This window comes from Methylobacterium sp. B1 (genome assembly GCF_000333255.1).
In the GTDB taxonomy this organism is placed as follows: domain Bacteria; phylum Pseudomonadota; class Alphaproteobacteria; order Rhizobiales; family Beijerinckiaceae; genus Methylobacterium; species Methylobacterium fujisawaense.
Map to the genome: position 1 here is coordinate 1 of NZ_BACT01000369.1, position 11,642 is coordinate 11,642.

An 11,642-nucleotide genomic window follows, 5' to 3' on the forward strand; every position below is an offset into this window, starting at 1 on the left:
GCACGTGGAGACGAGATTGGACCGATATAACCATGATGAGAGGCAATAAAGATTGGGCGCAATCGATCTGATATCCGACATGGGTTCGGGATTTCTACCCAATCCATGAATCGCGTCAATAGAATGCTGCCGGGTTCAGTCGGATCTGCCGGCGCGTCCCGCCGGTGCGTGTCGGCGAACCTGGCTGCGGGCAAGGCCGTGATGAGCGCCGTCCAATCTCGCGCGTCTCGCGCTCCGGGCTCAGCTCCGGCTGTCGCAGATCCATTCGGCGCGGTCGGCCGGCGCGGTCATCGGAGACATCGGATGCATTCCGAGCGGTCGGTCGGCCTGTCGGTCGGTCGATGTCGCGGGGCTCAGGCTGCCGGCTCGTCTGAATCCGACGGGTGGGCGGCGGCGCAGTATATTGAGAGAGATCAATGCTCAGCTGTGGTATCATGATCAAGGATGCCGCGATTGCGAGTTGCGACCCGGCGCGGCTGTTCAAGCGATCTGCGTCGCAGGGCGCTCAGGCCAGCTTCTCGCACGAGACCCGTCTTCTTCCGCCGCGAGGAGAAACCTTGATCATGGCGCCGAGCCGACACAGGCCCCCTCCGGAGTATCTGCCCGCACCCAGCCATTCCGCCGCGGCAGCGCAAGGCGACGTGTCGATCCAGCGCAGCCCAGGGTGAGGCCGGGGCGGGGACGCGCGCGGCGACCGGCGCGTCTGTCCGTGGCGGGTGCGCGCGGGGTGCACGGGTGCGGCGCATGTGCGCCTCATCCCGCAGGCCCGGTTGCAGGAATCGCGGCGCTTCGCGCCGACGGCCTGCACGTCGGTCGTCGAGCAGAAAATTCTCCTGACGCGGGACAGAGCGGCCCGGCTTCGAACGGCTCTCGGCCGGTTCGTCCGAACCGTCGATGGCACGCGTGCAGACGGGTTCGGGATATGCAATCGATGCAGTCTCGACGAATAAAATTCGGTGCCGATCAGCGCGAGAATATTTGGATCGGTTGCATATACAATAATCGGAGGGGCCCGTGACAGGCAAAATTGCATCACCTTCAGCCGATATCGATCAGGCCGTCGTGCAGTCCAAAGCCGCCCGCGTCGGTGCCGACGTCTTGGCCCTGTATCGCCAACTTGCCGCGACGCTTCGACAGAAAGGCCGGTCCGAGGCAGCCGCCATGGCCCACCTCTCTGATCCCACCGCGCGTGCGGCGCACCGGTGCGCCTTTCAGCTCTACGGTACCGCAGCCTCCGAACTCGACGATGTCATCGCGGATCTCCTCGCCAGCCTCGAACGGCCGTTCACGGAGGTCTCGACGGGTCCGATCTTGACCGTTGTGGTTGGTGACGGGACGGGCCCGTAGATCGCGATCGCAGTGGCGCAGAAAGCAGGCCGCTGGCAGAGGCTGCGGTTTGGACGCGCGTCAGGTCGGCCAGGGCTCGAGCAGACGCCGCGGACAGGCCGGTCTCGGGCCGTGGGCGCAGAATGGTCTGGGTCTCGATGCTCGTCTCTGCGATCTGCGGGCGCGTTGCACTGGACAGGACATCTTGCAGACGGTGTGGTGTCTCGAGATTTTCAGCGGAAAAGTCCCACCCTCGGTGGGATCTGTTCGTGGGTTATCGGCATTCGTCGGTGCGCCTTCAATCGACCTGCATTGAGGAGGCTGCGTCTCACGCAAACGGCATCCCTGCGCATGACCGCCCCGCCTGATCGCGACCCGTCGCGCGCTGGTTGCGGGCGAGTGGGCGATCACGGTGTGACCGACTTCAATGCGAAGGCGGGCGTGGGAAAGCCGGCTCGTGCCGGGGCCCCGAAGGCTTTGAAGACGGGACATGATCGGGCCTGTTGCCGCCAAGTCGTCCGCGACGCTCAAGCGCAACCCCGAGGGGCAGGCTCTCGATACAGGGCCGACGGGGCCGTCTCGATCACCCCCCGATAGCGGAGCGTCATCTCGAATGGTGCCGAACGGCGTTGTGTCCGTGCTTGGCGATCGGGCTCAGCCGCTTGGGTGTGATGGCCGCTTCATTGCGCCGGTCCTATGCGCGCCCGGCATCTGACGACGTTCGATGTGCCGCAAAGTCCTGGTCGGCACAGATCATCGCCCTGGGGCGGTGCCCATCCTCCGCAGGGCTCAGGCGCAGACGTCGTGGAAAAGATAGAAGCCGAGGCGGCTATTCGCCTCCTGGGCCGCCTTGACTGGAAACTGACAGGCCCATCCGTCTTGCTGCGGACCGTGTAGCCGAATGCCCAACTCTCCGCGTCGAGGAAACTCGGCACCGGACGGTCCTCGCGCACGGCGCAGCACAGGCCAAGCTTATGCTTGCGGCAAAACACGTTGTAGGCGTCGCGCAGTTGCTCTCGCATCGGCAGGGCCCTCCCTCAGGATTGCCCTTTTGGCGGAACACCGGCGTCCCAGTCTTTGATCTAGCGCAACGATCGACCTTTCGCCTCCCGGGCCGCCGGGAGGATCCGCCGGATCCGCGTGCTTCGGCTCATGGGCCTCCCATACGGGCTACGCTTCCCTGTCGTCCGAAGTCGCGCCCTGCTTTCGCCGGACAGAAGATCGATTGCACGCGCTCGGTCGAGCGGGCCGCGCCGATGGGCATCGAGAACCGATCCATCCCCGTCTCACAACGGTGGAATGGCCCGAATGGTGTCTCGCGTACCCTGCATGGTCAGCACAGGGCCGACTTGGCTGAGAGTGGATACAGGAATGCCGATCTCTCCGCCTCCCAACAAGCGCCGGCGGGCGACGATCGCCAGGAGCGTGGTTCCGTCCTGCCCGACCCTGACTTCGCGGACGCGCCCGACGCGCACACCCTGATCGGCATAGAGATGCCGCCCGCGCAGCGTGGGCATCAGAGACGCGGCGTTTTCCTGGATCACGGAATTTCCGCGGTCCATGAGCGGCGAGCGAAGCTCCTGGGCGCTTGCCGTGCGCGCAAGCGCGATCAGAGCCAGCAGGCATATCCGGCCGGTATGATGTCGCGACATCTGACGCGCCTTCCTGGCTACGGGCAGACAGCGTTCCGACGCAGGCCCGGTGAGGCATTCGGATCGATCCGGGCTGCCCTCCCGCCATCTCGGCGGGGGCTGACCTCAGAGTGTCCGTCCTCCCGCCGTCGAAAACGCGGTCGATCCGAATTTTTCCGCACCGCGCTTGAAGCGGCACATTGCCAAATGAAAGGATTCAAGCGGAGCCGGAATATCGATCGCGACTGGCTTATGAGGCTGATGAAAGAAACTTATTATCGTGTTTTACGCGAAATTTTTTAAGTCCAGTTCCTGCGCTCTCATTTTCAAATTGCGAAACAATTTTTCTCGCGCCTTGACCTAGATCAAATCATGTCCTCAATAAATACGCTTTCCGGAATATCAAAACCGTAATCCGACAACGGTCACCGTCGCAAGACAACGGCGGCTCCATCGGTTTTGTTGATGTACCAGACCATCGCGGTCCTGTTCGCATTCGTCTTCGCCTACAGCCTCGTGGCGGTCCCGCTGGAGCGCAGTCCACTGGCCGGCGCCGTGATTTTCGCCGCCTTCGGTTTCGCTGCGGGGCCGGCCGGGTTGCGCATCATCACGGTGAACGCCGAGGCCCATCTTCTTCAACGGTTGGCCGAGTTCACGCTGGCCCTCGTGCTGTTCACGGATGCCGCCAAAGCCGACCTCGGCGTGCTGCGACGCTCATACGCGATCCCCGGACGTCTCCTGCTCATCGGATTGCCGCTTACAATCCTGTTCGGCTTCCTGGTCGGTACCATTCTATTCCCGGAATTGGGCTTCCTCGAATGCGCCCTTCTCGCGACGATCCTGGCGCCGACGGATGCGGCCCTCGGAAAGGCAGTGGTCACGAATCCGGACCTCCCGGGCCCAGTGCGCGAAGGGCTGAATGTGGAGAGCGGCCTGAATGACGGCATCTGCGTCCCGGTCCTTCTGATCTTCCTGACGCTCGCCGCGGGATCCGATCCGGGGCGGCCCCCGCTGGATCTTACGGTCCACCATTTCGGCACGGAGATCGGTGTCGGCCTCGTCGTAGGCGGCGGGTTGGCCGTTCTGGGCGTCGGGGCCCTGCGCTATGCCGGCAATCGCGGCTGGATCGGCTCGGCTTGGCGGCAACTCCCCGCGGTGGCGCTCGCGCTTACGGCGTTCGCGGCCGCGCAGGCTCTGGGCGGCAGCGGCTTCATTGCATCCTTCGTCGGCGGCCTCGTCGCCGGTGGCATGGCGCGGCACCGCGTGGTCAAGCACGAGCTGCTCTGCGCGGCCGAGGGGGCCGGCGACGTCCTGGCCCTGTCGACCTGGGTGCTCTTCGGGGCCGTCGTGATCGCGCAGGTCCCGCAGCGGCTGACCTGGGCGGTCATCGTCTACGCGGTCTTGAGCCTCACCGTGATCCGCATGCTTCCGGTCTGGCTGGCTCTGACGGGCACGGGCCTGAAGACGGACGGCAAGCTGTTCATCGGCTGGTTCGGTCCGAGAGGGCTCGCCAGCGTGGTCTTCGCCGTCATCGTGCTCGCGGCCGATCTTCCCGGACGTCAGGCCCTGACGACGACCGTCGCGGCCACCATCATCCTCAGCATCCTCGCGCACGGCTTGACCGCGAACGCGCTCTCCGCAGCCTTCGCGCGCCGCGCCACCGCCGCCGATCCGGGGCAAGCCGGCAAGGCTCCTTCGGCCGGTCTTGAGACGGCCCCTGAACGGAGCGTCGCGCGCCGACAGGGGCCACATGCTGTCTCGGCCGATCAAGCGGGCGACCGCTGACGCCATACACTGCGGTGCGCTTCGGCGAGCAAGGGCGCCTGATCCTTGATCTCGCTCAAGGGGGCGCTGGCGAAGCGGCGTACTGTCTCTCCCGCCAGGAGAATTCACGATGCCGACTTTGGCTCCCGCACGGCCATCGTCTGACACGCGCCGCCACGAGAAGGACGATCGGCTGATCGCGGCCGCGCAGGCGCTGCCGGAGCTTCGGGTGGCGGTCGCCCATCCCTGCGCCCTGGCCTCCCTGTTGGTCGCCGGGCAGCGGGCGGCGCGTCTGATGCCCGAGGTCTAGCCGATGACCCCGGTCCTGCTCGTCCTGAATGCGGGCTCGTCGAGCCTCAAGTTCCAAGTCTTCACCCTCGGCGATGGCGAAGAGCCGCAGCGTATCTTCCGGGGCCTGTTCGAGGGGCTGCGTCAAGCGCCCCATCTGCGGATCCGTGATCGGACCGGCACGACGGTGGCCGACGAGGACTTCGGCAGCGACGGGGCGTTCGGCCACGAGGACGCGCTCCTGCACGTGGCCGCCTGGATGCGCGCGCACAGTGGCGGCTTCGAGCTGGTCGCCGTCGGGCACCGGATCGTCCATGGCGGGATGACCTATTGCGAGCCCGTGCGCGTGACTGCGGAGGTCCTGGAGGCCCTGGAGCGCCTCGTGCCGCTGGCTCCCCTCCACCAGCCGCACAATCTCGAGCCGATCCGCATCTTCCGGCGGCGCTTCCCCGATCTGCCCCAGGTCGCCTGCTTCGACACGGCCTTCCATGCCGGTCAACCGGAGATCGCCCGGCTTTTCGCCCTGCCGCACGCGATGATGGAGGGTGGCGTGCGCCGCTACGGCTTCCACGGCCTGTCCTACGCCTACATCGCTTCGGTGCTCCCGGAGTATGATCCCGCCCTGGCGGCCGGACGCGTGGTCGTGGCCCATCTCGGCAACGGCGCCAGCCTGTGTGCGCTGAACCGCGGCGCCAGCGTCGCCACCACGATGGGCTTCTCCGCCCTCGACGGGCTGCCCATGGGGACGCGCTGCGGCAGCCTCGATGCCGGCATCGTGTTCTACATGCTCCGCGAGATGAAGCTCGGCCCGGACGAGGCGGAGCGCATGCTCTACACGCAGTCGGGCCTGCTGGGCGTGTCCGGGATCTCGAACGACATGCGCACGCTGCGCCGCGTCGCGGCGCGCGAGCCCGATGCCCGCCGAGCCATCGACCTGTTCGTCTATCGGATCGGTCGTGAACTCGGCTCCCTCGTCGCCGCAATGGGCGGCATCGACGCTCTCATCTTCACGGCCGGCATCGGCGAGAACGACGCCGCCACCCGTGCGGAGGTCCTGCGGGGTGCCGCCTGGGCGGGATTCGAACTCGACGACGCGGCCAACGCTTCCGGCGGCCCCCGCGTGACCCGAGGTCCCGGGCCGACCGCCTGGGTCATTCCGACGGACGAGGAACTGATGATCGCGCGCGGCACGCGCGCCGTGTTGTCTCGGCCCAGGAGCAGCCGGCCGCAGCCGGCGCTTTGAACAACGGGAGCTTGCCATGGACGCCGTGAGAACCAGGTCGCCGGCCGATCTCGAACTCGCCGACGAGACCTTCATGTCGGCCGCCGAACTCGGTGCCTACACGGCCAAGTTGAAGGCCGCCAAAGCCATGAAGGCGCTGAAGGCCGAGGACCAAGCGAGTCAGGCGCGGGCCGAGCTGATCAAGACTCTGTCCAAGACCATCGAGCTCACGCCCGAGAAGGTGCAGGAGATCACGCGGCCTCTCCTGCACAAGCTCCGGGTCGCGGCCGAGCAGGGCAAGAACGAGTTGCTGGTCATGCGTTTTCCGAACGCGATGTGCACCGACAGCGGGCGAGCCATCAACAATGCCGAGGCGGACTGGCCCGACACCCTGACCGGGCGGCCCTGGCAGGCATACGAGTTCTGGCGCGAGCGACTGCGCCCCCTCGGCTATGGCTTGTCGGCGATGATCGTCGACTGGCCCGACGGCATGCCGGGCGATGTTGGTTTCTTCCTGACCTGGGAAAAACTCCACGTGTGATTCAGGACGCCCCGGGATGGCGATCATGACCGAGCAGCGGACACAGACCGCCACCTCAGCGGGTGAACGACCTGCGCTCCCGGATCTCTTCGCGTTGCTGAGCGCTGGCCGAGGTCACGGCGAAGCGGGTGACGATCCTGGCCGCGCGGGTTCTCTCCGTCGAGGAGCTGAACGGCGATTAGATCGACGCGGAGATCCTACAGCTCCAGACGCAGCGGGATGCGACGCGTGACGAGGCGATGCGGGCCCGTTTCGATATCTCGATCGCCCGGCTCGAAGAGTTCAAGGCCGCGCCCGGCTTTGAAGGGTCGATGTCCGGGCGCGCGGCCTCCCCTCAGTGCAGTTCCGGAACGAAATGCCCCTTGGTGAGAGTGTCGTCGTAGGCCTTGTCCTTGAGGCGTTTCGGCAAGACCACGGCCTCGCGCTTCACTTCCTCGTAGGGGATCAGGCGCAGCAGATGGGCGATGCAGTTGAGACGGGCGCGCCGCTTCTCATCTGAGCGGACGATATGCCAGGGCGCCTCATCGATATCGGTCGCCGCCAACATCTCGTCCCGGGCGATCGAGTAGTCGTACCAGCGACTGTAGGACTCGAGGTCCATGGGACTGAGCTTCCACTGCCGGAGAGGGTCATCGATCCGGGCCAGGAAGCGGCGCTTCTGCTCCTTCCGGCCGACTTCGAGCCAGAACTTGATCAGCTGCGTTCCGCCGCCCACGATGAAGCGCTCGATCCGCGGGCACAGATCGAGGAAGCGGCGATATTCAGCGTCGCTGCAGAACCCCATGACGCGCTCGACGCCCGCGCGGTTGTACCAGCTCCGGTCGAAGATCACGATCTCGCCGGCCGCCGGGAAGTGCTCGATGTAGCGCTGAATGAACATCTGGGTCTTCTGCCGGTCGGAGGGGGCCGGCAGGGCGGCCACGCGAAACACCCGCGGGCTCACCCGCTCGGTGAGCGCCTTGATCGTGCCGCCCTTGCCGGCAGCGTCACGTCCCTCGAAGACCACGACGATGCGCGCGCCGGATCTCCGGACCCAGTCCTGCAGATGGCAGAGCTGCACCTGCAGCGCGCGGAGTTCCCGCTCGTACGCCTTGCGCTTGAGCTTGGGCTGCGCCAGCCCCTCGTCGGTGGCTTCGTCGTCGGTCTCGGGCTCCTGTGCCCGCGTCGCATCGTCCATCACCGCCCAGCCTCCTCATCCTGCCCGGCTCGACCGCGCACGGTCACTCGGCCGGCATGTGCTCCTGCGTTCCGGCCGGCTCCGCCGCCGCGTCGTGCCGCGTCCCGTTCCCGCCCAGAAGGCCCCAGGCCCGCTCACGCAGGCTCTGGAACAGCACGTAGAGGGGCGGGATCACGAAGATCCCGATGAAGGACGCGGCGATCATTCCGCCGAACACGGGCGTCCCCACGTTGCGCCGCGCGAGTTGCGAGGCGCCGGCGGCGATGACCAGCGGAAACAGGCCGAGGATGAAGGCGAAGGAGGTCATCATCACGGGCCGGAAACGCAGGCGCGCGCCCTCGGTCGCCGCCTCGTGGAGCGGCACGCCCCGATCGCGCTGCTCCTTGGCGAACTCGACGATCAGGATGCCGTTCTTGGCTGCGAGTCCGATCAGCACCACCATGCCGATCTGCGCGTAGAGGTCGAGGGTGAGCCCGCCCCACACCATCGCCGCGTAGGCGCCCAGGATCCCGACGGTGACCGACAGCAGCACCGGGACGGGGATCGTCCAGCTCTCGTAGAGGCCGACCAGGAACAGGAATGCGAACAGGACGGCGAAGCCGAGGATGATCGCGGTCTTGCCCTCGGCCCGCTTCTCCTGGAACGCCGTGTCGGTCCACTCGCCCGCGAACCCCGCCGGCAAGGTGCGGCCCGCGACCGCCTCCATGGCGGCGAGCGCCTGGCCCGACGAGATGCCCGGCGCCGGAGAGCCCTGCACGGTGACCGCCCGCAGGTTGTTGTAGCGGATCAGCGCCGGTGGTCCGACCACGATCCGCGCTTCCGCGAGGGAGCGCAGCGGCACCATCTCGCCGTCCTTGTTGCGCACGTTGATGCGGTAGATGTCGTCGATCCGCGTGCGATCGGCGGCCTCGGCCTGGACCTGCACCTGCCACGTGCGGCCGAACAGGTTGATGTCATTGACGTAATAGCCGCCCAGCGAGGCCTGCAGCGCCTGGAACACGTTCTCCAGCGGCACCCCGAGGATCTGGACCTTGTTGCGGTCGATGTCGAGAAACACCGAGGGGTTCGTGGCCGAGAACGTGCTGAAGACGCGGTTGAGCTTCGGCTCGTCGTTCGCCGCCACGATCAGCCCGCGCACGACCTGGGCGAGGTCCTTCGGATCGCCGCCGCGCAGGTCCTCCAGGACGTAGGCGAAGCCGCCGCCGGTGCCGAGGCCGATGACGGGAGGCGGCGCCAGGGGCACCACGGTCCCGCCCGGGATGTCTCGGAACTGACGGCCGAGCCGGGCGATCACGGCCGCCGCCCCGTCCGCGGCTCCGGTGCGTTCCTCGAACGGCTTGAGGGTCACGACCAGGAAGGCCGCGTTGCCCTGCGAATAGTTGTCGATGAAGTTGAGGCCGATCACCGATGTCGTGTCGGCGACCACGTGCTCCTGCCGCAGGATCGCCTCGGCATGCGCCACCACCTCGGCGGTGCGTCCCACCGCGGCGCCCTCGGGCAGCTGCACCACGACGAAGAAGGCGCCTTGATCGTCCTCGGGCAGAAAGCCGGTGGGCGTCATCTTGGCCAGCTGCAGCGCGCCGTAGGCGGCCGCGCCGGCGAGTACGAGCCCGATCACCGAGAAGCGCACGATCCGCGCCACCACGGCACCGTAGCCGTCGCGCACCCGGTCGATCGCCCGCATGACGACGCCCATGATCCCGCGGCGGGGACCCTGATGCGGCCGCAGAAGCACGCCGCACAAAGCCGGCGACAGGGTCAGCGCGTTGACGGCCGAGATCAGCATCGCGACCGCGACGGCGACCGCGAATTGTCGGAAGAGCTCGCCGGAGATGCCGGGGACGAAGGCGACCGGCACGAAGACCGAGAGCAGCACCAGGGTGATGGCGATGATCGGCGCCGTGATCTCGGCCATCGCCCGCTTGGTGGCCTCCCGCGGGGAGAGATCGGGATGCTCCTCCATCACGCGCTCGACGTTCTCGACGACCACGATGGCGTCGTCGACGACGATGCCGATGGCCAGCACCAGGGCGAGGAGCGAGACGGAGTTCGCCGAGTAGCCCACCGCCTTCAGGGCGATGAAGGTCCCGATCAGGCTCACCGGCACGGCGAGCGTCGGGATGAGCGTCGCGCGCAGGCTGCCGAGGAACAGGAACACCACCACGACGACGAGCACGAAGGCTTCGATCAGGGTCTTGCGGACCTCGCGCACCGTCTCGGTGATGAAGGTGGTCGGGTCGTAGGTGACCTTCCAGGCGAGCCCCTCGGGGAAGGACTTGGCCAGCGCGCCGACCCGGGCCTGGACTTCCTTCAGGGTCGCGAGGGCGTTCGCGCCGGGGGACTGGTAGATCGCCACCACCGTGGCGGGGCTCCCGTTCAGCCGTGTCTCGCGGTCGAGATTGGCGGCGCCGAGCTCGATGCGGGCGACGTCCCCGAGCCGCAGCACGGACCCGTCCGGATTCGTGCGCAGGATGACGTTGCGGAACTGCTCCGCGGAGTTCAGGCGCCCCTGCGTCTGGATGCTGAGCTGGAGCTGCTGCTCGTCCGAAATCGGGCGTGCGCCGATCCGGCCCACGGGAGCCTGCACGTTCTGCGTGCGGATCGCTGCGATGACATCGCCCGTGGTCAGGTTGAGACCGGTGAGCTGGTCGGTCCGCACCCAGGCCCGCATCGCGTAATCCTGCGGCCCCCACAGGGTCGCGTCGCCGACGCCGGGCGTGCTCTTGATGCGGTCGAGCAGGTTGATCGTCACGTAATTCGAGATGAAGAGCGGGTCCTGCATGCCCTTGGGCGAGTAGACCGCCAGCACGCCCAGCAGCGCGGAAGATTTCTTCTTGACCGTGACGCCCTGCTTGCGGACGTCATCGGGCAACTTGGCCAAGGCGATCTGAACCCGGTTGTTGACGTTGACGGCGTTGATGTCCGGATCGGTGCCGAGTTCAAAGGATCCGGTGAGCGTGTAGCTGCCGTCGTTGCCGCTGACGCTCTTCATGTAGATCATCTTGTCGACGCCCACGACCTGAGACTCGATGGGCTGTGCGACGGTCGATTCCACCACCTCGGCGGAGGCGCCGGGATAGGTCGTCGTCACCGAGACCTGGGGCGGCACGATGTCGGGGTACTGGGCCACCGGGATGGTGAACAGCGCCAGCGCTCCGGCGATCGACGTGACGATCGCGATCACCACCGAGAGGCGTGGCCGGTCGACGAAGATCGCCGAGACCATGGCGTCAGATCCTGCCGGCCGACTGGGCGATCGGGTTCGCCTGCACGGTGATTCCGGGCCGCACCCGCTGCAGGCCGTCGACGATGACGAGCTCCCCGGCCGACAGGCCCTCGTCGATGACGGCATCCGGGCCGGTACCGGCGGAACCGAGTTTGACGCGCCGGGTCACGGCCCGCCCGTCCTCGACGACGAAGACGTAGACCCCGCCCTGGTCGGCGATGAGCGCCGCTTGCGGGACGACGATCTTCTGCTCGGGCTCCCCAATCTGAAGGGCGACCTGGACCAGCTGCCCGTCGCGCAGCACGCCCGCCGGGTTCGGCATGACGGCGCGCACCAGGACCGTGTCGGTCGTCCGGTCGACGCTGATGTTGACAAAATCGACCCGTCCCACCTGGCCGTATTCCGATCCGTCCTGGGATCCGATCCGGATGCCGACCTTGCTGCGGTCGGGGCTTTTCGCGCCCTGC

The 11,642-nt window shown here is 67.0% G+C and carries 10 protein-coding genes; 5 read left to right on the forward strand and 5 right to left on the reverse strand.

Features of this window, described 5'->3' with window-relative positions:
• Nucleotides 1-1,038 precede the first annotated feature (1,038 nt).
• Nucleotides 1,039-1,170, reverse strand: a complete 132-nt coding sequence (locus I53_RS35730) for a hypothetical protein (protein WP_286009578.1) — start codon at nucleotides 1,168-1,170, stop codon at nucleotides 1,039-1,041.
• Here I53_RS35730 and I53_RS33885 point away from each other — a divergent pair.
• Nucleotides 1,162-1,347, forward strand: coding sequence for a hypothetical protein (locus I53_RS33885; RefSeq protein WP_091995024.1), 186 nt, complete (start codon nucleotides 1,162-1,164; stop codon nucleotides 1,345-1,347). The two genes, I53_RS35730 and I53_RS33885, sit on opposite strands and share 9 nt — an antisense overlap.
• Nucleotides 1,348-2,612: 1,265 nt before the next feature.
• Here the strand turns inward: I53_RS33885 and I53_RS10865 are convergent.
• A complete protein-coding gene (locus I53_RS10865) occupies nucleotides 2,613-2,978 on the reverse strand; it encodes a hypothetical protein (RefSeq protein ID WP_043350348.1) in 366 nt (121 codons plus the stop codon).
• Between the two features lie 444 nt (nucleotides 2,979-3,422).
• Here I53_RS10865 and I53_RS10870 point away from each other — a divergent pair, with 444 nt between their 5' ends.
• The 4 genes from I53_RS10870 to I53_RS10885 all read left to right on the forward strand — a co-directional run bounded on the left by I53_RS10870 (nucleotide 3,423) and on the right by I53_RS10885 (nucleotide 6,772).
• On the forward strand, nucleotides 3,423-4,742 hold the full coding sequence (locus I53_RS10870; RefSeq protein WP_083936027.1) for a cation:proton antiporter: 1,320 nt from the start codon (nucleotides 3,423-3,425) through the stop codon (nucleotides 4,740-4,742).
• 109 nt (nucleotides 4,743-4,851) lie between these two features.
• A complete protein-coding gene (locus I53_RS10875; protein WP_043350350.1) occupies nucleotides 4,852-5,031 on the forward strand; it encodes a hypothetical protein in 180 nt (59 codons plus the stop codon).
• 3 nt (nucleotides 5,032-5,034) lie between these two features.
• On the forward strand, nucleotides 5,035-6,252 hold the full coding sequence (locus I53_RS10880) for an acetate/propionate family kinase (protein ID WP_043350351.1): 1,218 nt from the start codon (nucleotides 5,035-5,037) through the stop codon (nucleotides 6,250-6,252).
• A gap of 16 nt (nucleotides 6,253-6,268) precedes the next feature.
• On the forward strand, nucleotides 6,269-6,772 hold the full coding sequence (locus I53_RS10885; RefSeq protein WP_043350354.1) for a hypothetical protein: 504 nt from the start codon (nucleotides 6,269-6,271) through the stop codon (nucleotides 6,770-6,772).
• 334 nt (nucleotides 6,773-7,106) lie between these two features.
• On the opposite strand, the gene ppk2 is transcribed toward I53_RS10885, so the two are convergent.
• From ppk2 to I53_RS10900, 3 genes are all read right to left on the reverse strand, one after another.
• Nucleotides 7,107-7,949, reverse strand: coding sequence for a polyphosphate kinase 2 (gene ppk2 / locus I53_RS10890; RefSeq protein WP_043350356.1), 843 nt, complete (start codon nucleotides 7,947-7,949; stop codon nucleotides 7,107-7,109).
• A 43-nt stretch (nucleotides 7,950-7,992) separates the two neighbouring features.
• A complete protein-coding gene (locus I53_RS10895; RefSeq protein WP_043350357.1) occupies nucleotides 7,993-11,175 on the reverse strand; it encodes a multidrug efflux RND transporter permease subunit in 3,183 nt (1,060 codons plus the stop codon).
• A gap of 4 nt (nucleotides 11,176-11,179) precedes the next feature.
• A partial coding sequence (locus I53_RS10900) for an efflux RND transporter periplasmic adaptor subunit (RefSeq protein WP_043350360.1) occupies nucleotides 11,180-11,642 on the reverse strand: 463 nt, incomplete at its 5' end.

Coding starts and splice junctions, on each gene's coding strand:
- I53_RS33885 (WP_091995024.1), top strand. CDS start 1,162: ATGGCCCACCTCTCTGATCCCACCGCGCGTGCGGCGCACCGGTGCGCC.
- I53_RS10865 (WP_043350348.1), bottom strand. CDS start 2,978: ATGTCGCGACATCATACCGGCCGGATATGCCTGCTGGCTCTGATCGCG.
- I53_RS10870 (WP_083936027.1), top strand. CDS start 3,423: ATGTACCAGACCATCGCGGTCCTGTTCGCATTCGTCTTCGCCTACAGC.
- I53_RS10875 (WP_043350350.1), top strand. CDS start 4,852: ATGCCGACTTTGGCTCCCGCACGGCCATCGTCTGACACGCGCCGCCAC.
- I53_RS10880 (WP_043350351.1), top strand. CDS start 5,035: ATGACCCCGGTCCTGCTCGTCCTGAATGCGGGCTCGTCGAGCCTCAAG.
- I53_RS10885 (WP_043350354.1), top strand. CDS start 6,269: ATGGACGCCGTGAGAACCAGGTCGCCGGCCGATCTCGAACTCGCCGAC.
- ppk2 (WP_043350356.1), bottom strand. CDS start 7,949: ATGGACGATGCGACGCGGGCACAGGAGCCCGAGACCGACGACGAAGCC.
- I53_RS10895 (WP_043350357.1), bottom strand. CDS start 11,175: ATGGTCTCGGCGATCTTCGTCGACCGGCCACGCCTCTCGGTGGTGATC.